Consider the following 19,514-nt stretch of genomic DNA (forward strand, 5'->3'; position numbering starts at 1 on the left):
GGCCCCCCGGCGCCCCCCCCCCGCCCCCCGGCCCCCCCCCCCCCGGGGCCCCCCCCCCCCCGGCCCGCCCCCCCCCCCCCCCCCCGCGCCCGGCGGGCGACGGCCAACGGGTCCGGCGACCCGGGCGGGGGCGACGGGGCCCGTCAGGGCCGCTCGCGGGTGGCGGCGCGGCGCACCGCCCACGGCAGGGCGAACCAGAGGGTGGCGAAGATCAGCGCGATGACGGCGGTGATGGCGACGGCGGGCGCAGGGCCGAGGACGACGTCCAGCACCAGTAGCACGGCGCCGGTCAGGGCGCTGGCGAGCAGCAGCAGGCCGTACTGGGCGATGCGGGCGGAGACGTCGACGATGCGGGCCTTGCCGGGGTGGCGGTAGAGGCCGCGGTGCAGGGCGACGGGGGTGGCCAGGACGGCGGCGGCGACGACGGTCAGCAGCAGGGTGGTGACGTAGATGTCCTGCTGGGCGTCGGAGAGTTCGGAGAAGCGCGGGGTGAAGGCGACGCCGAGCAGGAACGCGAAGACGATCTGGACGCCGGTCTGCAGCACCCGTAGTTCCTGGAGCAGTTCGACCAGGCGTCGGTCGGCCCGTACGGCCGGGTTCTCCCAGCCCGGCGGCGGGGGTGAGGACTCGTCGGGGCGGCCGGGGTCGGGGTCGGGGCCGGGCGGGGGAGGGGTGCTCATGCGTCACATTGTGCGCGGCCGGCGCCCGTGGCCGGGACCGTCGTCAGGGTCGGGGTCGGGACCGGAGTCGGGGTCGGAGCCCGGGTCGGGGTCGGGAGCAGTCGGAAGGGTCGTGCCGGGCCCCGGCGTTCCGGGGGCGTCCAGGCGCCGGTGCCAGGCGGTGAGCAGGGCCTGGAGGGCGGCGGCCTCCTCGGGGGCGAGGTGGGCGAGCAGGCGGTGCTCGTTGCGCAGGTGGGCGGTGAACGCCTCGTCGATCAGTCGCACCCCGGCGTCGGTGAGGGCGACCACGCGCCCGCGCCGGTCGTCCTCGGCGGGGCGGCGGGTGACCAGGCCGGCGCGTTCCAGGCGGTCGATCCGCTTGGTCATCGCGCCCGTGGTGACCATGGTGTGGGCGGCGAGCTCCCCGGGGGCGCGCTCGTAGGGGGTGCCGGCGCGGCGCAGCGCGGCGAGCACGTCGAACTCGCCCTCGCTCAGCCCGTAGCGCTGGAAGACGAGGGTGAGTTCGGCGGTGAGGCGGTCGGCGAGGCGGTGCAGGCGCCCGATCACGGCCAGCGGGGAGACGTCGAGGTCGGGGCGTTCGCGGTGCCACTGGGCCTGGATGAGGGCGACGTGGTCGGCGTGATCGGTGTGATCAGCGTGGTCCGTGGGGTCCATGGGCCCATCCTACCTCCAGTAGCTTCCAAGGAAGCTATATTGTCTTCCATGGAAGCCAATGCCCGGTGGGTCCTGCTGACCGCCCTCGCCCCCCTCGCCTGGGGCACCAACTACTGGGTCACCCGTGCCTACCTGCCCGCCGACCAGCCCCTGTGGGGCGCCGCCCTGCGCGCCCTGCCCGCCGGACTGCTGCTGCTCGCCCTCGCCCGCCGCCGCCCCCGCGGCCCCTGGTGGTGGCGCAGCGCCGTGCTCGGCCTGCTCAACACCGCGGTCTTCTTCGTCCTGCTCTACCTCGCCTCCCAGTTGCTGCCCACCAGCACCGCCGCCACCGTCATGGCCGCCTCCCCGCTGGCCATGCTGCTCACCGCCCGGGTGCTGGCCGGCCAGCACCCGCACCGCGCCCACCTGGCCGGGGCGGTGATCGGCCTGGGCGGGGTGGCGCTCACCGTCCTCGGCGGCGACGGGATGCCCGACGGGAGGGGGCTGGCGGCCTCGGCGGGCGCGATGCTGGTCTCCTGCGTCGGCTACGTCCTGGCCGCCCGCTGGCGCGAGGGCGCCGACCCGCTGGCCGCCACCGCCTGGCAGCTGACGGCCGGCGGCCTGCTGCTGCTCCCTCCGGCCGTCCTCGCCGAGGGCGCCCCGCCGGCGCTCTCGGCTCGTACCCTGCTGGCCTTCGGCTACGTCACGCTGGTGGCCACCGCGCTGGCCTTCGCCTGCTGGTTCGCGGGCCTGCGGCACCTGCCGGCCGGCACCGTCGGCCTGCTCGGACTGCTCAACCCGCTGGCCGGGGTGCTGCTGGGCACCGCGCTGGACGGCGACGCACTGGGGCTGCGGCAGGGGGCGGGCCTGGTGCTGGTGGCCGCCGGGATCCTGCTCGGGCGCCCCCGCGCCCGCGCGGCCGTGCCGGACACCGGTGCGTCCGCCGACCCCACGGCGCCGACGGCCTCGGCCTCGGGGCCGGGCTTGCGGCGGTGTCGTGGCACGTGATCGGATGGCGGGCAGCATCGCGTGCCGATGGCGGACCGCGCCAGGCATGGAGGTGCGGAACCGAAGGGACCGCCCGCTCGTGGCCTCCCCGTACTCGCGCGGCCGAACGGCCGCTCTCAGTCTCCAACTCTCCCAGGCGCACAACGAGTTGCGCCGCCGCTTGACCAACCTCCGCACGGGCCTGGGCCGCCGGACCATGCCCGATGACTCCCTGGGCGCCCACTGCCTCGCCTTCTGCACAGCCCTGACGAACCATCACCAGGGCGAGGGCCAGGGCCTGTTCGCCGCCCTGGTGCGCGAGCGGCCCGACCTCGCCCCCACCGTCGCCAAACTCGCCGAGGACCACGACCTCATCACCCACATCCTCGCCCGGGTCCGCGACCTCGCCGAACAGGCCGTACGGGCTGCGGACCTGGAGGCCGTCGGGCGCGAACTCGACGGCCTCGCCGCCATCATGGAGTCGCACTTCGCCTACGAGGAACGCGCCATCGGCGCCGCTCTGGACGCCGCCCTGGACACCGGAGTCGGCGGCCGCGAGGACTGGTCGGGGCCGGTCCTGCGCTTCCGCGCACCGTAAAACCCCTCGCCGACGCGAGTCCGCCCTCCCTAGACTCGCCCCGCAGCCGCGCCTCGAATGCGCGGCCGACCGTGACGACAGCAATCGGAGAGGGGGCGGGACGGCCATGCCGAAGCACAGCGCCGCCGCCCCCTCTCCCGCCTCGCGGTACGAGGTGATCCTGGTGTCCTCGCCCTTCCGGTGCCCGCTGCGCGGCCGGCACCGGAACAGTGCCGTCACCGTCTGAGAACGCCGCCCGTAGAAACTTGTCAAGGGCCCATTCTCGTCGATGATCTGACGGAGTGTCAGAACTCAGCGACAGCACTGTGCCAATCGCGCTTCCACCCGTAGCACCGCCTCGAAAGGCACCGGGCCATGCGCACCCACACCACCACCACTATCGGCACCGCCGCGATCGCCGCCGTCCGCAACCTCGGCATCCTCGCCCATGTCGACGCCGGCAAGACCACCCTCACCGAACGGATCCTCTACCTCACCGGTAGCACCCACAAGCGCGGCGAGGTCCACAACGGCACCACCGTCACCGACTTCGACCCCCAGGAACGCGACCGCGGCATCACGATCTTCGCCGCCGCCGTCAGCTGCGCCTGGGCCGGGCACCGGATCAACCTCATCGACACCCCCGGCCACGTCGACTTCGCCGACGAGGTCGAACGGAGCCTGCGCGTCCTGGACGGCGCCGTCGCCGTCTTCGACGCCGTCGCGGGCGTCGAGCCGCAGAGCGAATCCGTGTGGCGCCAGGCCGAACGCCACGGCGTGCCCCGGATCGCCTTCGTCAACAAGCTCGACCGCGCCGGAGCCGACCTCGACGCCGCCGTCGCCTCCATCCGCGAACGCCTGCACCCCCACCCGCTCGCCGTCCACCTGCCCATCGGCACCGAGGAGGCCTTCACCGGCCTCGTCGACCTCGTCCGCCTGCGCGCCCTCACCTGGGACGCGGACGGCACCCTGACGGAGGGCCCCGTCCCCGACCGCCTCGCGGCCGAGACCGCCGCCCGCCGCCGCACTCTGGAGGAAGCCGTGGCCGAACTCGACCCCCGGGCCCTGGAGGAGTTCTGCACCCACGCCACCCTCGGCACCGACACCCTCACCACCGCCCTGCGCGACCTCACCCGCACCGGCGAGGCCGTGGTCGTCCTGGCCGGCTCCGCCTACCGCAACCGCGGTGTCGAACCCCTCCTGGACGCCGCCCTCGCCTACCTGCCCTCACCCCTGGACACCCCGCCCGTGACCGCCGCCGACGGCTCCCAACAGCGCCTCCCCGACCCGGGGCAGCCCGTCACCGCCCTCGCGTTCAAGGTCACCACCGCGCCCACCGGCCGCCTCACCTACCTGCGCCTGTACGCCGGCACCCTGCACAAGGGCGCCACCCTGCTCGACGCCGCCACCGGCCGCACCGAGCGCATCGCCCGCATCCTGCGCGTCCAGGCCGACCGCCACACCGAGACCGACCATGCCCTGGCCGGCGACATCGTCGCCGTCATCGGCCCCAAGCACACCCGCGTCGGCGCGACCCTGTGCGACCCCGACCACCCGATCCTCCTGGAGGCACCCGTGAGCGCCGAACCCGTCGTCACCGTCGCCGTCGAGGCCCGCCGCAGCGCCGACACCGACAAGCTCACCGCCGCCCTGGCCCGCCTCACCGACGAGGACCCCTCGCTGCGCCTGGCCACCGACCCCGAAACCGGCCAGCGCACCCTGTCCGGCCTGGGCGAACTGCACCTGGAGGTCGCCGTGGAGAAGGTACGCCGCGACGCCGGCGTCGAGGCCGTCGTCGGCCGCCCCCGCGTCGCGCTGCGCGAGGCGCTGGTCGAAGGCGTCACCGGCTTCACCCACCGGCACGCCAAACAGGACGGCGGGTCCGGCCAGTTCGCCCACATCGTCCTCGACCTGGCCCCCGCCGACGAGGCCTTCGCCTTCACCTCCACCGTCACCGGCGGGCGCGTCCCGCGCGAGTACGTCCAGGCCGTGGAGGCCGGCTGCCGCGACGCCCTCGCCGAGGGCCCGCTCGGCGGCCACCCGGTCACCGGCGTCGCGGTCACGCTCACCGACGGGCTCACCCACCCCAAGGACTCCTCCGAGCTCGCCTTCCGTACCGCCGCCCGCCAGGGCCTGCGCGAGGCGCTGCGCGCATCCCGGCTCCACCTGCTCGAACCCCTCGCGCAGGTGGGCGTCACCGTGCCCGAGGACGCGCTCGGCACCGTCCTGGGCGACCTCGCCGCCCGCCGCGCCACCGTTCAGGGCACCCGGCCCGGCCCGGGCGGCACCGCCCAGGTCGACGCCCTCGTACCGCTGGCCGAGCTCTTCGGCTACGCGGGCCGGCTGCGCAGCCGTACCCAGGGGCGCGGCACCTTCACCGCCCGGCCGGCCGGCTACGCCCCGGCGCCCGCGGCGGCGTCGGCGCCCGCGGCCCCCACGGTTCCCGCGGCCGGCCGGGCGGCCCGCTGAGGCGCGGCCCGGCCCTCCCCGTCCGGGGGAGGGCCGGGCCCTGCCTCCCGAGAAAACCGCTGGTCCGCCGTCGCCGTACGGTGGTAGAACTCCCGGGTGCACAAGAACCCGGACTTCCCCGACCTGCTGCGTCTGATCGACGACCGCTCCGCCGCCTTCCGCGCCGCGATCGCCGCCGCCCCCGACCTCGACGCCAAGGTCCCCAGCTGCCCCGAGTGGACGCTCCACGACCTGGCCCGGCACCTGGGCAGCGGAGACCGCTTCTGGGCCGCGATCGTCGCCGCCGGTCCCGCCGACGGGCCCCCCGCCGAGGCCGTCGCCGCTCGCGCCGCCATCGTCGCACCCCGCGAGCGCGAGGCCCTGACGGCCTGGCTGGCCGACTCCACCCAGCAGCTGCTGGACACCCTGCGCGCCGTCGGCGCCGAGGCCGACTGCTGGACGTGGTGGCCCGGCTCGCAGACCCCGCAGAGCGCCGGCGGCGTCGCCCGCCACCGGGTCCAGGAGAGCGCGGTGCACACCTACGACGCCCAACTCGCCAACGGCGCGGCCGAGATGCTGCCCGAGGAGGTCGCGCTCGACGGCGTCGAGGAGTTCCAGTTCACCTGCGTCGCCACCCCCGTCGCCTGGCCGCACACCCCCGCGGTCATCGACTACCACGCCACCGAGGGCCGCTCCTGGCGCCTGCACCTGGGCGCCGACGGCGTCCAGGTCGAGCGCCTGACCGACCACCCGACCGGGGCCGCCGCCACGCCTGCGGATGTCTCCGCCCGTGGCATTGCCTCCGAGCTGGTCCTCTTCTGCTACGGCCGCTTCTCGCTGGACGCCATGAACATCGACGGCGACCGTCAGGTCTTCCAGCAGCTCATCGACTGGGACCCGAGCGCCTGATCGCCGGTCGGCCCGGGGTGGGCGGTGGTCACAGTGTCCCGGCCTGTGCCGCCGCCCACGCCGACGGGAACAGCGGACGCCAGCCCAGGTCCCGGCGGGCGGCCGCGGTCGACACCTGCCCCTCCCACGGGTCGAACTCCGCCTCCGGCGCCGAAGTGCCGGGGTGGGTGCGGTCGTTGAGGACGTGCAGGTCCCAGGCGGTCAGCGGCGCGTCGTCCGACACGTTGTAGGTGCGGCCCTCGATCCCCGGGGTCACCACCGCCCGCCACAGCGCCTGCGCCACGTCCGCGTGGTGCACCACCGCCAGCCGCTGGTGGGCCGGCCAGGACGCGGCCCAGTGCAGCGACTGCGCCAGGTGCGGATCGCCCTCCCCGTACACGAACGCCAACCGGGCCACCACCAGCGGCAGTTCGTCCGCCAGCTCGCGCAGTCCCGCCTCGGCCTGCGCCTTGGACTGCGCGTACACCCCCCACGCCGGATCGGGCGCCAACCGGTCCTCCTCCACGGCCGGGCGGCCCAGCCCCCGCCCGTACACCAGGTTGGTGCTGGTGTGCACGAACCTCGCCACCCCGGCCTTCGCGGCCTCCCGGCCCAGCGCGATCGCCGCGTCCCGGTTCACCGCCCACGCCTGCTCGTCCGGCACCCCGCGCAGCGCCGCCGCCACGTTCAGCACCACGTCGACGTCCGCCAACGCCCGCGCCCGGTCGGCGGGTTCGCACACGTCCCCGACCACCGTCTCCACCCCGTCCAGCTCCAGCCCCACCGCCTGCGTCTTGGCCGCGTCCCGCACCAGCACCCGCACCGAGCCACCCTCGGCCCCGGCCCACCGCGCCAGGCGCGGCACCAGACGCTGCCCCACCGAACCGGTCGCCCCCGTCACCAGGATCTTCGTCATGCTTGCTTCCCCTCACAGGAGTTGTGCTCTCCGACGTGCACCAGCTTGCCCGCCCCGCCCGGCCGCCGACAGAGACCCGCTGATCCAGGGATTCCCGATCCCTGGTTGGGACCGCCGGTCCTGTTACCGCTCCTTGTCGCCTGTGCGGCCCGGGCCGCTGCGTGCCGCGCGGGTACGGCCCGCGAGGTGGACGGCGAGGGCGGTCAGCAGCGCCGCCGCCGACGCGTACACCGGCAGCCACAGCGTCGTCGTCGAGGCCAGGCAGTCGTTCACGGCGACCCGGCCCTGGGTGCGCTGCGCGGAGGCCAGCGCGTCGGCCCCCTGGTCGGCGAGCGCGCCGAGGGCGGCCCGCGCGTTCAGCGCCGCGTAGTCGCCCAGGCGCGCGCACTCGGCGCGGGTGCCCGGCATCGGCAGCAGCCAGGCCCAGCGCTGCATCGCCGGGGCCAGGACGAGGGCCGCGCACAGGCCGACGACCAGCGAGTAGGCCGCCAGCGACCGCAGGCGACCGCGGCCGAACCCCGTACCGGGCGTACCGGGCGTACCGTGCTCACGGGTTGAGCGCAGTGGCGGGTCGGCGAAGGCGAAGACCACGGCGAGCAGGGTCAGCCCGAGGTAGGTGGAGAACCACTGCCAGGACCCCGAGGCGAGCGCGGCCGCCAGCACCCCGGCCAGCGCCGTGCCCAGCACCCCGGCCTGCCCGCCGCCCGGCCGGCTCCCGCCGGGGTCCGGGCGGCCCGGGAGGTGGGGGAGGCTGCGCTCGTCCATGGGGTTTCTCCTGCCTGGCGTCCGGGCCCACCAGTGTCCGGCCGCACCCCGGCACCGGCTCCGCCGCCCCGCCGCCGCGCGCGGCCCCCTCGCCCGGTCGGCGGCGGTTCTGGCCGACTCGGTCAAGGCGACTGGCAACGCTCCGCGCGGTGGGCGGGGGCGGCTCTCGCCGATGCGCAGGGTCTCGTCCTGGGCCGGCGAACGTCTGATCGCGAGGTGCCCGGTCCGTCGGTCGGGCTCCCTCGAACGACCCGTGCCGGGCTCGCCCGCCAGCTCCGGCCGTGACGGCCGGGCGGGGTGTCAGGGGTGCATGGCGCGTTCCTGCGGGGTCCACGTGCGGCGTCCCGTTGTCATTCTGGTGAGTGGGGGGTACCCCCCTGGGTGTCGGGTTCGGGTCAGAGTCCGCCGGCTACTCGGAGGATCGCCCCGGTCGTGTACGAGGCGTCCTGCGACAGCAGCCAGGAGACCGCCGCGGCGATCTCCTCCGGCCGGCCGGCGCGGCCGAGGGGGATGTTGGCGGCGGCTTTGGCAGGGCGTTGGGGGTCCTGGTGGAAGTCGGTCCAGATGGTGCCGGGGGCGACGGCGTTGACGCGAATGCGCTGTCCGGCGACTTCTTTCGACAGTCCGACGGTCATGGCGTCGACGGCGGCCTTGGAGGCGGCGTAGTGGACGTACTGTCCGGGGCTGCCGAGGGTGGCCGCGGCGGAGGAGATGTTGACGATCGCTCCGCCGCCCGTAGGTGCCATGTCCTGGACGGCGCGGCGGGCGCACAGCAGGTATCCGAGGATGTTGATGTCCAGGGCGCGGCGGATCCCGGCCGGGTCGGCTTCGGCCAGTGGTCCGTTGGGGCCGCTGGTCCCGGCGTTGTTGACCAGGGCGGTGAGGGGGCCGAGCTGTGCGGCCCGGGCGAAGAGGTGCTCGACGTCCGCCTCCTCGGCGGTGTCGGCCCGTACGGTCAGGCAGGTGCGGCCGCGGTCACGGACCTGCGCCGCGACTGCCTCGGCGGCGGCGCCGTCCGTGTGGTAGCCGAGGACGATGTCGTGGCCCTCGCCTGCGAGGCGCCGGCAGATCGCCGCGCCGATGCCGCGGCTTCCGCCGGTGACCACGGTGACGAGCTGTGTCTTCATGTCAGTTCTCCGGGAGTGCGTGGGTGGTCGAGTGGCCGAAGCGTTCGCGGTAGTGGTCGGGGGCGATGCCGAGGTGGCGGTGGAAGGTGCGGCGCATGGTCTCGGCGGTGCCGAAGCCCAGGCGGCGGGCGAGTGCGGCGACCGGTTCGTCGGTCTCGGTGAGGGCCCGTCGGGCCGCTTCCATCCGTACGCGTTCGACGTACGCGGCCGGTCCCGTGCCGACTTCCGCGGCGAAGCGCCGCTGCAGGTGGCGGGGGCTGAGGCCGGCCCGGGCGGCCAGCTCCGCGAGGCCGTGCCGCCCGCCGGGGTCGTCCTGGACGGCCCGTACGGCTGTGCGTACGGGCCCGCTGGTCGGCTGCGCCGACCACAGGGGGACGCTGAACTGTGACTGGTTGCCGGGTCGGCGCAGGTACAGCACCATCTCGCGGGCTGCCGCGAGGGCGAGCTCCGGCCCGTGGTCGTCCTCCACGAGGGCGAGTGCGAGGTCCATGCCGGCGCTGACGCCGGCGGAGGTCCACACCGGCCCGTCCCGGATGAAGATCGGGTCGCAGTCCACGGTCAGTTCGGGGTGCTCCTGGGCGAGTTGGCGCTCGCGGGCCCAGTGGGTGGTGACCCGCCGTCCGGCGAGGAAGCCGGTGGCGGCCAGGAGCAGCGCACCGCTGCACACCGAGGCGACCCGGCGGGCGCCGGACGCGGCCGCGGTGATCCAGGCGACCAGGGCGGGGTCGTGGCGCGCGTCGTTGACGCCGGGGCCGCCGATCACGACCAGGGTGTCCAGTCCTTCGGGGGCGAGGTCCGCGATCCCGTGGGTGGCGTGCATCGTCAGCCCGCTGGAGGAGCGGACCGCACCGGCGCGGGGGGCCACCACCGGGCAGTCGTAGCCGCCGACCGCCTCCTGCGCGTAATGGAACACCGCATGGGGGCCGACCAGGTCGACCGACTGGAATCCCTCGAACACCACGAACACCACCTGACGCATGCCTGCCAGGCTGTCCGAGCGGCGTCGACGGCGTCAACGACGAGCACCCCACGGATCGTGCCACGCCCCGCGCGGCGCGCCCCGGGTGCTGTGCGCCGTACCCGGGGGCGGCCCGCGCCCGTCCGGCGGATCATGCCGTCGTAGGCTGGCCGGCATGCACAGCACGCTGACGGAGCACGCCCGCTGCCTCTTCGGAGACGAATACCGGCCCACGCCGCAGTGCGCCAAGGAGCATGCGGAGTCCTTCTTCGTCGAGGAGCTGACCTTCGCGGATGCGGATGCGATTCTCGCCATGCTGAGGGAGCTGTGTCCGCACCTGGTCGACGGGCTCCTGCCGGTGTGGGTGCGGAATCTGGCGTATCGGCTCGTGCTGCTGCAGCGGCCGGACGAGCCGGCGTTGTTGCGGGAGGCGGCAGGGAGCCTGTGGACGCACGGGCCGGACTGGGACGGCATCGCAGCAGACCTGGAGGCACGGGCCGACGCCCTGGAGTCGGTGTGAGCCAGGGCTTGAGCCACAGTCGGATCGAGGCCGCGGTGACAGCGCCGGTCGTACTGGCTGCCCACCCGGTGGCCCGCCCGCCCGTCCGAGTTCCTGGACCGGCTGGCACCGTCACGTCACCCTAGCCCGGCCGAGGACCCGAGACGAGCCACTAGACGGCGCGCAGCAGGAGCCGGCCGTGGCGGAAGCGCTCGCCCTCGCCGGGCTCACGCAGCAGGCGGGCGTTCTCGGTGAGGCCGGCTTCGCGGGCGAGGTGGGCGAGGTGGTCGACGGGCCAGCGGTAGGCGGTGGTGACCTTGTGGTCGAACGGGGTGACGGGATCGCCCTCGGACTCGAAGAATCCGAGCAGCGCGTACCCGCCCGGGGCCAGCACGCGGCGGAACTCGGCCAGGTAGGAGGGGAGTTGCTCGGGTGGGGTGTGGATCAGCGAGTACCAGGACACGACCCCGCCCAGCCCTCCGTCGCCCACCGCCAGGGCACCCATCGATCCCGTCCGGAAGCGCAGCCGCGGGTACCGCCGGCGGGCGATGGCGATCAGTGCGGGGGAGAGGTCGATGCCGGAGGCGTCCAGGCCGTGCTCGGCCAGCGCGGCCGTGAGGTAGCCGGGCCCGCAGCCCAGGTCCGCGACCTGGCCGGACCCGGACTCGCGCACCAGGTCGGCGAAGGCGGTGACGAGGGAGCGGTCCAGCGGCAGGTGGGCCAGGCCGTCCCTCACGAAGTCGGCGTAGCGCTCCGCCAGCGCGTCGTAGGCGTCGGCGGTCGTGCGCAGGTACGAGGAGGAGGGTGACGAGGATCCGGACACGGGCCACGACTCTAGACCACCCGAGGCCCGGCCGACCCTGGAGCCCGACCGACCCTGGAGCCCGCCCAGCCCCGGACCGGTAGGCCCTGGCTACCGGCCCCGGAGCGCGCCATGCTGGGCACCATGATCGACCGTGAGGCCCTCGCCGACTTCCTCAGCCGCGCCCGTGCCCGTCTGACGCCCGCCGACCTCGGCCTGCCGCCCGGTGCCCGGCGCCGTACGCCCGGGCTGCGCCGGGAGGAGGTGGCGCAGCTGGCCGGACTGTCGGTGGACTACTACGCGCGACTGGAGCAGCGCCGCGGCCCGCAGCCCTCCCCGCAGTTGCTGGCGGCCCTGGCGCGGGCGCTGCGTCTGAGTGAGGACGAGCGCGACCACCTGTTCCACCTGGCCGGCCACGAGCCGCCGCGCCGCCACGGCGCCCACGCGCACGTGCGGCCCGGACTGCTGCTGATCCTGGACCGCCTGCACGACGTGCCCGCACAGGTGGTCTCGGACGTGGGGGACGTGCTGGCGCAGAACGCGATGGCGGCGGCGGTGTTCGGGGACGCCGGTGGTTCCGGCCGGCGCAACCTGCTGCTGCGCTGGTTCGCCGACCCGGCGAGCCGGGCGCTCTTCCCGCCGGAGGACCACGAGGCCCTGGCCCGCGCCCACGTGGCGGGCCTGCGCGCGGCGCACGCGGCCCGCCCGGGTGATCCGCGGGTGGCCGGACTGCTCGCCGAACTCCTGGCGACGGGACCGGAGTTCGCTGCCCACTGGGGGCGCCATGAGGTGGCGCGCAGGCGCAGTGGGGCCAAACGGGTGTGCCATCCGGTGGTGGGGGAACTGGTGCTGGAGTGCGAGGTGCTGGCCGCGGGCGGGGAGGACCAGTTGCTGCTGGTGCACACGGCCGCGGTGGGCAGCGAGAGCGCCTCGCGGCTGGAGCTGCTGCGGGTGGTCGGTGCCGGGGTGTGACGCCCGGGCGGGCGTGCGGACCGTGCGCCCGCCCGCAGGGTCGGCCGGAGCGTCGGTCCGGTGCGGGCGGGTGTGACCTCGCTCGCGTGCTGCGCCGGCTGCCGCGTGTCCGGCCCGGCGCCCCGTAGGCTGAGCGGGCCGGGGACGGAACAGAACGTCACCAACGCGACACGCCGACACGTCGACACACCGACACCTCGGCACACCGGCACACCGGCACACCGATGGATCGACAGAAGCGGGCAGGCAGGGGCGATGCAGTTCGATGACGAGGGCGACCTCGACACCTCGCAGGTGGACGACCGGCGGGGCATTCCGGGTGGGAAGGTCGCCCTCGGCGGCGGAGCGGTGGGCCTGATCGCGGTGCTGTTCGCGGTCATCCTGGGGGTCGATCCGCAGTTGCTGGGCCTGTCCGACGGCGGTGGCAGCGGCTCCTCCACCACCGGGGCGCGGACGGACAGCGAGGTGCGCGAGTCCTGCAAGAAGGGTGTGGACGCGAACAAGCGTCAGGACTGCCGGATCACGGCGGTGACCAACAGCCTGCAGGAGTTCTGGGGGGCGGAGTTGCCGGCCCGTACGAAGGTGGCGTACAAGCCCGCCCAGACGGTGCTGTTCACCAACCGGGTCTCCACCGCCTGCGGTCCGGCGACGTCGGCGGTGGGTCCGTTCTACTGTCCAGGTGACCGGATGGCGTACTTCGACCTGGGGTTCTTCGACGAGCTGTCCAGCCGCTTCGGCGCCAAGGGCGGCCCGTTCGCGGAGTCGTACGTGGTGGCGCACGAGTACGGGCACCACCTGCAGAACCTGCTCGGCACCATGCAGAAGGTCGGCAACGACCGGCAGGGCGCGGACAGCGCCTCGGTACGCCTGGAACTGCAGGCCGACTGCTACGCGGGGGTGTGGGCGCACCACGCGACCACGACCCCGCAGGCCTCCACGGGGCGTCCGTTGATCTCGGTGCTGACGGATCAGGACATCGCCCAGGGCCTGGACGCGGCGGCGGCGGTGGGTGACGACCGGATCCAGAAGCAGGCCACCGGGAGGATCAATCCGGAGGCGTGGACGCACGGTTCCTCCGCGCAGCGCAAGGCGTGGTTCACGACCGGCTACCGCGGCGGCGACATGACTCAGTGCGACACCTTCTCCGGCAGGATCTGACTGTCCGGAAGGATCCGGCGCGGCCCGCCCGCTCGACCGATCCCCAGGACACCCGCTTGACCAACCCCTTGCACGCCCGGGCCGGAAACGGCCCGGGCGTGCACCGTTCCCGCACGATGGTCCGTCCCGTGTCCTGCGAAAGGAGGCTCATCGCCCGGATTCCTCCAGGTATCACGGCATCTGTCGGACCTTCACCAATCTCCCATCGGATGATCACCCCGCCGCCCGGGTCCGGACCTCCAGCGTACGGAGCGGTCCACTCCAATTCCTTCGCACACCCCCCGGAGTCGAACTGCCCCCAGCAGCGAAAGGCCGCCCCGCCATGCCCCGTCCCGCCGAACGCCCCTCGCCCGACCGCCTGCTGCGCGAGGCCGCCGCGCGCCTGGACCGGCGCCGCTTCCTGACCGTCACCTCGGCCGCCGCCACGCTCGCCTTCACCGTCAACCTGCCCTCCGCCCACGCCGACACCCCCGAGTTCGCGCCGCGCCTGATCACCGACGACCCGTTCACCCTCGGCGTGGCCTCCGGCGACCCGCTGCCCGACGCCGTCGTGCTGTGGACCCGCCTCGCTCCGCGCCCCCTGGAACCCGGCGGCGGCCTGCCCCCGGCCGGATCCGTCCGGGTCGGCTGGGAGATCGCCCGCGACGAGCGCTTCCGCCGCGTCGAGCGACGCGGCTCCGTCCGCGCCCACGCCGAGTTCAACTACGCCGTCCACGTCGACGTCGACGGCCTCGACGCGGCCCGCGGCTACTTCTACCGCTTCACCGTCGGCGCCTGGGCCAGCCCCGTCGGCCGCACCCGCACCGCCCCCGCCCGCACCCGCTGCCCGGAGCGCACCCGCTTCGCCGTCGTCTCCTGCCAGGCGTACGAGGACGGCTACTTCACCGCCTACCGCCACCTCGCCGACGAGGACCTCGACGCCGTCTTCCACGTCGGCGACTACGTCTACGAGTACGCCATCGACGCGGCCGGCGGCGACCGCAAGTACACCGACCGCGTCCTGCCCGCCGCCCTCGACCACGAGACCGTCACCCTTGAGGACTACCGGCTGCGCTACAGCCTCTACAAGAACGACCCCGACCTCCAGGCCGCCCACTCCGCCCACCCCTGGTACGTCACCTGGGACGACCACGAGGTCGAGAACAACTACGCCGCCGGCATCCCCGAGAAGAACCAGGACCCGGCCCCCTTCGTCGCCCGCCGTGCCGCCGCCTACCGCGCCTACTGGGAGAACCAGCCGCTGCGCCTGCCCCAGCCTCGCGGCACCGACCTCACCCTCTACCGGCGGGTTCACTGCGGGCAGCTCGCGCAGTTCGACATCCTCGACACCCGCCAGTACCGCGACGACCAGGCCAACGGCGACGGCTGGCAGTACCCGACACCCGAGTCCCAGGACCCGCGCCGCACCCTGATGGGCGCCACCCAGGAGCGTTGGTTCGCCGAGGGGCTGCGGCGTTCCCGGGCGACCTGGAACGTGGTGCCCCAGCAGGTGGTGTTCTCCCGCCGCAAGAACACCACCGCCGAGCGCTCGAAGCTGTCGATGGACGCCTGGGACGGCTACCCGGCGGCGCGCGAGCGCTTCCTCAAGGCCGTCGACGAGGCCGGTACGAAGAACCTGCTGCTGCTCACCGGAGACGTCCACGTCGCCTACGCGATGGACGTCAAGCGGGACTTCGACGACCCGGGCTCCCGGACGGTCGGCGTGGAGATCGTCGGCACCTCCGTCAGCAGCGACGGCGACGGCGAGGAGAAGCCCTCCAACTGGGCCACGCTGACGGCCGCCAACCCCCACATGAAGTTCTACGACGGCCGCCGCGGCTACACCACCCTGACGTTGGACCGCCACCGGGCCCGCGCCGACTACCGCACCGTCTCCCACATCACCCGCCCCGGCGGAACGGTCTCCACGGCCGCGTCCTTCGTGACCGAGGCCGGCAACCCGGGCCTCCACCCGGCCTGAGGCCGGCCGACGACGAAGCCCCGCCGCCCCGGCTTCCGGGGCGGCGGTGCGGAAGGCTGCCGTAGGTTCAGACCTCGCCGAACTCCCCGGCCCGGACGGCGGTCAGGAAGGACCGCCACGCGTCCGCAGGGAAGGCCAGGCGCGGCCCCTGGGGGTCCTTCGAGTCACGTACGGGGACGAGGCCGGGCATGCTGCCGGACACCTCGACGCACTGACCGCCATTGCTGCCGTAGCTGGATGTGAACCAGTCGGCACGACCACCGACCTCGCCGCTCAGGACCCGGACGGCGGCTTCACCGGCTGCGTGAAGAAGACCAAGAACCGCTCCGAGTTCCTGGAGTTCTGCCGCCATCCGCGCTCGCTGCACCCGCTGGACATGCGCATCGCCTCTCCGTCGGCATAGCCAACCCCGACTTCGTCCAGGCCGAACGGGCCTTCGCCGCTGACACGAAGTCCTTCTCCCCGGTTCTCACCATGCGGTGCTGGATCAACCCTGCCTCCGAACCCGACGTCACCTTCGTTCAGGGCGTGCCGGTCGGCGAGGATCCGACCGCCCCTGAGGAGTAACGGTCACTCCCCGCCGTCCCGGGGTGGCGGGGTGGCGGGGAGCGGGTTGACGGGCGGCCGGGGCTATCTGCGGGCGGCCCGGGTGCGGCGGGTGAGGGAGTCGAGGACGACGGCCGCGAGCAGGACCGCGCCGGTGATCATGTACTGGATGGCCTGGGCGGCGTGGACCATGTCCAGGCCGGTGGTGATGGACTGGATGACCAGGATGCCCAGCAGCGCGGACCAGGTGTTGCCGCGGCCGCCGAAGAGGCTGGTGCCGCCGATGACGGCGGCGGCGATGGCCATCATCAGGACGTTGCCGCTGCCGAGTTGCTTGTCGGCGGAGCCCTGCTGGGAGGCGTAGAAGAGGCCGCCGAGGCCGGCCAGCAGCGCGGAGAGCATGAACACCGTGACCCGGACGCGGGCGACGTTGACGCCGGCGCGCCGGGCCGCCTCGACGCTGCCGCCGAGGGCGAAGATCTGCCGCCCGAAGCGGGTTCGGCGCAGGGTGAAGTCGGTGGCGACGACCACGCCGAGCAGGACGACCAGGGACAGCGGCAGGCCGCGGTCCTGGTTGAGGGCGTACGCGGCGGCCAGGGCGAGCACCGCCAGCGCGGCGGTGCGCAGCACCGTGTCGGCGAGCGGCCGGGAGGCCAGGCCGGCGGCGGACCGCCGCCGGGCGGTGCGCAGTTGGGCGAGCAGGTAGAGGGCGGGGGCGAGGACGGCGAGGCCCCAGGCGTAGGCGATGTCGCCGTCGCCGAGGAAGGTGGAGTCGAGGCCGGCGACGATGCCGTCGTGGGGGTTGTTGACGGTGCCGGCGTCGCCGAGGACCCATTCCTGGAGGCCGCTCCAGGCGAGCATGCCGGCGAGGGTGACGACGAAGGCGGGGACGCCGACGCGGGCGAAGAGCAGGCCGTGCAGGGCGCCGATGACGCAGGCGGCGGCGAGGGCGGCGGCGATGGCGAGCCATTCCGGCCAGCCCTGGCGTACGGCGAGGACGGCGGTGATGGCGGAGGACGCGCCGGCGACCGAGCCGAGGGAGAGGTCGATCTCGCCGAGGATGAGGACGAAGACGACGCCGACGGCTATCAGCCCCGGTCCGGCGATGAAGCGGGTGATGTTGGTGAGGTTGTCGGCCTGCAGGAAGTGGTGGGTGACGGACTGGAAGACGATCGCGATGACGACCAGTCCGACGACCACGGGCAGCGACCCCAGTTCGCCGGAGGCGAGCCGGCGCCGGGCGGCGTCGGCTCGTCCGGCCCAGGTCGGGGCGGTGACGTGCAGGCGGGGGTCGGGGGCGGGGGCGGTCATGCGGCGTCCTCCTCCTCGGCGCGGCGGGCCCGGCGGCGGGCGTGGGCGTTGTCGTCGGCGCCGGTGATGGCGGCGACGATCTGTTCCTGGGTGGTGTCGGCGACGGGGAAGACGCCGTTGTTGCGGCCCAGGCGCAGGACGGCGACGGTGTCGGCCACCGCCCGTACGTCGGCCATGTTGTGGCTGATCAGGATCACGGCGAGGCCGCGGTCGCGCAGGCGTTCCACCAGGTCGAGGACCTGGGCGGTCTGTTCGACGCCGAGCGCGGCGGTGGGTTCGTCCAGCAGCACGAGGGACGGTTCGCCGACCAGGGCGCGGGCGATGGCCACGACCTGGCGCTGGCCGCCGGAGAGGGCGGCGACGGGGGCGTGCACGTCGGGGATGCGGATGGCGAGGGTGTCCAGCAGGTCGCGGGCGCGTTGCTCCATGGCGACTTCGTCGAGCAGGGCGTGGCGCAGTTGTTCGCGGCCGAGGAAGAGGTTGGCGATGACGTCGAGGTTGTCGCAGAGGGCGAGGTCCTGGTACACGGTGGCGATGCCGAGGGCGGTGGCGTCCTGGGGACGGGCCAGGCGCACGGGGGTGCCGCGGAAGGTGATGGTGCCCTCGTCCACGGCGTGGACGCCGGCGATGGTCTTGACGAGGGTGGACTTGCCGGCGCCGTTGTCGCCGACGAGGGCGAGGACCTCGCCCGGGTGGACGTCGAGGTCGATGTCGGTGAGGGCCTGGACGGCGCCGAAGCGCTTGGAGACCGAGCGCAGCTGGAGGACGGGTGCGCCTGTCACATGAACCATCCTGAATGTTCGGGGGTGGTGGGCTACTTGAGGCCGGCGGCGGTGCAGGCGGCGGCGTAGTCGGCGGTGCAGATGTCGGAGGCCTTGTAGAGGCCGTCGGCGATCACGGTCTGGGCGATGTCGGCCTTGGTGACGACCTTGGCGTCCAGGAGCTTGGCCGGGATGTTCTTGTCCGTGGAGCTGTCGACGGTGGTGGTGGCCACGGACTTCACGTCCTTGCCCTGGAGGAGGTCGACGGCCAGTTCGGCGGCGGACTCGGCGAGGGGCTTGTAGGCCTTGTAGATGGTGTAGGCCTGGTCGCCGTTGACGACGCGCTGGATGGCGTCGAGGCCGGCGTCCTGGCCGCCGACGGGGACCTTGATGCCGGAGCCCTGGAGCTGGGTGATGATGGCGCCGGCCATGCCGTCGTTGGCGGAGTAGACGGCCTGGAAGCCGTTCTTGCCGAGTTGGGTGACGGCGGCGGCGATCTTCTGGCCGGCGACGGTGGGGTTCCACTGGCCGGACTGCTCGTAGACGACCTTCTTGATCTTGCCGTCGAGGACCTTGTGCGCGCCGGTCTTGAACTGGGCGGCGTTGGGGTCGGCCTCGTCGCCGTTGATCATGACGATGTTCGCGTCGGGGGCCTGGGGGCCCAGGGCGTCCAGCAGGGCCTGGCCCTGGAGCTCGCCGACCTTCTCGTTGTCGAAGGAGACGTAGGCGGAGACCGGGCCGGTGGCCAGGCGGTCGTAGGCGAGGACCTTGACGCCCTTGGCGGCGGCCTCCTGCACCCAGCTCTGGGTGGACTTGGCGTCGAAGGCGTCCAGGATGATGACCTTGACGCCCTGGGTGAGGAGGGTGTCGAACTGCTGCTTCTGCTTGGCGGCGCTGCCCTCGGCGTTGTTGTAGAGCACCTTGCAGCCCGCGCACAGGGACTTGACCTTGGCCTCGATGAAGGGCCGGTCGAAGGACTCGTAGCGCACGGAGGAGGCGTTCTCGGGCAGCAGCAGGCCTATGGAGGTGCTGTCGCCGGAGGCGGCGGAGTCCTTCTTGTCGCCGCCGGCCTTGCCACAGGCGGCGGTCATGGAAAGCGCCAGCGCGAGGCCGACGGTCGGGACGAGTACGCGACGCAGTGCGGCGTTCATACGGGTGCCTCTCCCTGGGGCGCCGCGACGGTGCGGCGGGGTGGGGGGAGTCAACCCTGACCGCGTACATGGCGTCAAGAAGTAAAACCAGACTCCGAGCGAACGCCTGCTATTCGTTATCTTCGTGAACGCTTTTGGTTTTCCCGGCGTGTGCGCTTGACATGATGGTGGTGTCGGGATAACGGCTCGGCTTCTCGGTAGGCGGGGGGAGCCCGGTGCCGTGCGGCAGGAGTGCCGCGCCGTCCTGCCGGGGAGACGGCGAGGGGGGGGGGGGGCCCCGGCGGGGGGCGGGCCCCCGCGGGGGGGGGGGCGGCCCCCCCGAGCGAAATTGAGGGGCGGGGGGGGGGGGTGGGGGTGTTTGGGGCGCCGGGGGGT

18 protein-coding genes and 1 pseudogene are annotated in these 19,514 nt (G+C 73.9%); 8 read left to right on the forward strand and 11 right to left on the reverse strand.

Features of this window, described 5'->3' with window-relative positions:
• Positions 1–143: 143 nt before the first annotated feature.
• The gene (locus ACFWXO_RS08340) at positions 144–680 is read right to left on the reverse strand and encodes a DUF6328 family protein (RefSeq protein ID WP_375895341.1); all 537 of its coding nucleotides are present in this window, start codon (positions 678–680) and stop codon (positions 144–146) included.
• A gap of 132 nt (positions 681–812) precedes the next feature.
• Positions 813–1,334 (reverse strand): annotated as a pseudogene (locus tag ACFWXO_RS08345) (MarR family winged helix-turn-helix transcriptional regulator); the annotation flags it as partial.
• Between the two features lie 48 nt (positions 1,335–1,382).
• Between ACFWXO_RS08345 and ACFWXO_RS08350 the strand changes: the two are divergent.
• From ACFWXO_RS08350 to ACFWXO_RS08365, 4 genes are all read left to right on the forward strand, one after another.
• On the forward strand, positions 1,383–2,321 hold the full coding sequence (locus tag ACFWXO_RS08350) for a DMT family transporter (protein WP_375895344.1): 939 nt from the start codon (positions 1,383–1,385) through the stop codon (positions 2,319–2,321).
• A gap of 79 nt (positions 2,322–2,400) precedes the next feature.
• Positions 2,401–2,898 carry a hemerythrin domain-containing protein gene (locus tag ACFWXO_RS08355; protein WP_380522837.1) on the forward strand — a complete coding sequence of 166 codons (498 nt, stop codon included), beginning with the start codon at positions 2,401–2,403 and terminating at the stop codon, positions 2,896–2,898.
• A 354-nt stretch (positions 2,899–3,252) separates the two neighbouring features.
• Positions 3,253–5,346, forward strand: a complete 2,094-nt coding sequence (gene fusA, locus ACFWXO_RS08360) for an elongation factor G (RefSeq protein ID WP_380522838.1) — start codon at positions 3,253–3,255, stop codon at positions 5,344–5,346.
• A gap of 96 nt (positions 5,347–5,442) precedes the next feature.
• Positions 5,443–6,234 carry a maleylpyruvate isomerase family mycothiol-dependent enzyme gene (locus ACFWXO_RS08365; RefSeq protein ID WP_380522839.1) on the forward strand — a complete coding sequence of 264 codons (792 nt, stop codon included), beginning with the start codon at positions 5,443–5,445 and terminating at the stop codon, positions 6,232–6,234.
• 28 nt (positions 6,235–6,262) lie between these two features.
• Here the strand turns inward: ACFWXO_RS08365 and ACFWXO_RS08370 are convergent, their stop codons facing one another.
• From ACFWXO_RS08370 to ACFWXO_RS08385, 4 genes are all read right to left on the reverse strand, one after another.
• The gene (locus ACFWXO_RS08370; protein WP_380522841.1) at positions 6,263–7,129 is read right to left on the reverse strand and encodes an NAD-dependent epimerase/dehydratase family protein; all 867 of its coding nucleotides are present in this window, start codon (positions 7,127–7,129) and stop codon (positions 6,263–6,265) included.
• A gap of 123 nt (positions 7,130–7,252) precedes the next feature.
• Positions 7,253–7,894, reverse strand: coding sequence for a hypothetical protein (locus ACFWXO_RS08375; protein ID WP_380522842.1), 642 nt, complete (start codon positions 7,892–7,894; stop codon positions 7,253–7,255).
• 395 nt (positions 7,895–8,289) lie between these two features.
• Positions 8,290–9,021 (reverse strand): SDR family NAD(P)-dependent oxidoreductase, encoded by a 732-nt coding sequence (locus tag ACFWXO_RS08380; protein ID WP_380522843.1) that lies wholly within the window; start codon positions 9,019–9,021, stop codon positions 8,290–8,292.
• Between the two features lies 1 nt (position 9,022).
• Positions 9,023–10,000 carry a GlxA family transcriptional regulator gene (locus ACFWXO_RS08385; RefSeq protein WP_380522845.1) on the reverse strand — a complete coding sequence of 326 codons (978 nt, stop codon included), beginning with the start codon at positions 9,998–10,000 and terminating at the stop codon, positions 9,023–9,025.
• Positions 10,001–10,154: 154 nt separating this feature from the next.
• Between ACFWXO_RS08385 and ACFWXO_RS08390 the strand changes: the two genes are divergently transcribed.
• Positions 10,155–10,499 carry a hypothetical protein gene (locus ACFWXO_RS08390; protein ID WP_380522846.1) on the forward strand — a complete coding sequence of 115 codons (345 nt, stop codon included), beginning with the start codon at positions 10,155–10,157 and terminating at the stop codon, positions 10,497–10,499.
• A 151-nt stretch (positions 10,500–10,650) separates the two neighbouring features.
• Here the strand turns inward: ACFWXO_RS08390 and ACFWXO_RS08395 are convergent, their stop codons facing one another.
• The gene (locus tag ACFWXO_RS08395; RefSeq protein ID WP_380522847.1) at positions 10,651–11,301 is read right to left on the reverse strand and encodes a class I SAM-dependent DNA methyltransferase; all 651 of its coding nucleotides are present in this window, start codon (positions 11,299–11,301) and stop codon (positions 10,651–10,653) included.
• Between the two features lie 126 nt (positions 11,302–11,427).
• Here ACFWXO_RS08395 and ACFWXO_RS08400 point away from each other — a divergent pair, with 126 nt between their 5' ends.
• The 3 genes from ACFWXO_RS08400 (at position 11,428) to ACFWXO_RS08410 (ending at position 15,370) form a co-directional block, all read left to right on the forward strand.
• Positions 11,428–12,252 (forward strand): helix-turn-helix transcriptional regulator, encoded by an 825-nt coding sequence (locus ACFWXO_RS08400; protein ID WP_375895411.1) that lies wholly within the window; start codon positions 11,428–11,430, stop codon positions 12,250–12,252.
• Positions 12,253–12,507: 255 nt separating this feature from the next.
• Positions 12,508–13,410 carry a neutral zinc metallopeptidase gene (locus tag ACFWXO_RS08405; protein WP_380522848.1) on the forward strand — a complete coding sequence of 301 codons (903 nt, stop codon included), beginning with the start codon at positions 12,508–12,510 and terminating at the stop codon, positions 13,408–13,410.
• Positions 13,411–13,732: 322 nt separating this feature from the next.
• Positions 13,733–15,370, forward strand: coding sequence for an alkaline phosphatase D family protein (locus ACFWXO_RS08410; protein WP_380522849.1), 1,638 nt, complete (start codon positions 13,733–13,735; stop codon positions 15,368–15,370).
• Positions 15,371–15,437: 67 nt separating this feature from the next.
• Here the strand turns inward: ACFWXO_RS08410 and ACFWXO_RS08415 are convergent, their stop codons facing one another.
• The 4 genes from ACFWXO_RS08415 to ACFWXO_RS08430 form a co-directional block, all read right to left on the reverse strand.
• Complete coding sequence (locus ACFWXO_RS08415; RefSeq protein ID WP_380522864.1) at positions 15,438–15,647, reverse strand: DUF397 domain-containing protein; 210 nt, start codon at positions 15,645–15,647, stop codon at positions 15,438–15,440.
• A gap of 353 nt (positions 15,648–16,000) precedes the next feature.
• On the reverse strand, positions 16,001–17,227 hold the full coding sequence (locus ACFWXO_RS08420; RefSeq protein ID WP_380522850.1) for a sugar ABC transporter permease: 1,227 nt from the start codon (positions 17,225–17,227) through the stop codon (positions 16,001–16,003).
• Entirely contained in the window at positions 17,224–18,018 is a 795-nt protein-coding gene (locus ACFWXO_RS08425) for an ATP-binding cassette domain-containing protein (protein WP_375895376.1), read from the reverse strand. The genes ACFWXO_RS08420 and ACFWXO_RS08425 overlap by 4 nt, the downstream gene beginning before the upstream one ends.
• A gap of 23 nt (positions 18,019–18,041) precedes the next feature.
• Positions 18,042–19,139, reverse strand: a complete 1,098-nt coding sequence (locus ACFWXO_RS08430; RefSeq protein ID WP_380522851.1) for a sugar ABC transporter substrate-binding protein — start codon at positions 19,137–19,139, stop codon at positions 18,042–18,044.
• Between the last annotated feature and the right edge of the window lie 375 nt (positions 19,140–19,514).

The organism is Kitasatospora sp. NPDC059088 (genome assembly GCF_042738155.1).
In the GTDB taxonomy this organism is placed as follows: Bacteria; Actinomycetota; Actinomycetes; order Streptomycetales; family Streptomycetaceae; genus Kitasatospora.

Bases quoted from the DNA above. Each gene is read 5' to 3' on its own strand.
- ACFWXO_RS08425 (WP_375895376.1), bottom strand. From the start codon at position 18,018: ATGGTTCATGTGACAGGCGCACCCGTCCTCCAGCTGCGCTCGGTCTCC.
- ACFWXO_RS08370 (WP_380522841.1), bottom strand. From the start codon at position 7,129: ATGACGAAGATCCTGGTGACGGGGGCGACCGGTTCGGTGGGGCAGCGT.
- ACFWXO_RS08380 (WP_380522843.1), bottom strand. From the start codon at position 9,021: ATGAAGACACAGCTCGTCACCGTGGTCACCGGCGGAAGCCGCGGCATC.
- ACFWXO_RS08420 (WP_380522850.1), bottom strand. From the start codon at position 17,227: ATGACCGCCCCCGCCCCCGACCCCCGCCTGCACGTCACCGCCCCGACC.
- fusA (WP_380522838.1), top strand. From the start codon at position 3,253: ATGCGCACCCACACCACCACCACTATCGGCACCGCCGCGATCGCCGCC.
- ACFWXO_RS08385 (WP_380522845.1), bottom strand. From the start codon at position 10,000: ATGCGTCAGGTGGTGTTCGTGGTGTTCGAGGGATTCCAGTCGGTCGAC.
- ACFWXO_RS08390 (WP_380522846.1), top strand. From the start codon at position 10,155: ATGCACAGCACGCTGACGGAGCACGCCCGCTGCCTCTTCGGAGACGAA.
- ACFWXO_RS08405 (WP_380522848.1), top strand. From the start codon at position 12,508: ATGCAGTTCGATGACGAGGGCGACCTCGACACCTCGCAGGTGGACGAC.
- ACFWXO_RS08375 (WP_380522842.1), bottom strand. From the start codon at position 7,894: ATGGACGAGCGCAGCCTCCCCCACCTCCCGGGCCGCCCGGACCCCGGC.
- ACFWXO_RS08350 (WP_375895344.1), top strand. From the start codon at position 1,383: ATGGAAGCCAATGCCCGGTGGGTCCTGCTGACCGCCCTCGCCCCCCTC.
- ACFWXO_RS08430 (WP_380522851.1), bottom strand. From the start codon at position 19,139: ATGAACGCCGCACTGCGTCGCGTACTCGTCCCGACCGTCGGCCTCGCG.
- ACFWXO_RS08340 (WP_375895341.1), bottom strand. From the start codon at position 680: ATGAGCACCCCTCCCCCGCCCGGCCCCGACCCCGACCCCGGCCGCCCC.
- ACFWXO_RS08410 (WP_380522849.1), top strand. From the start codon at position 13,733: ATGCCCCGTCCCGCCGAACGCCCCTCGCCCGACCGCCTGCTGCGCGAG.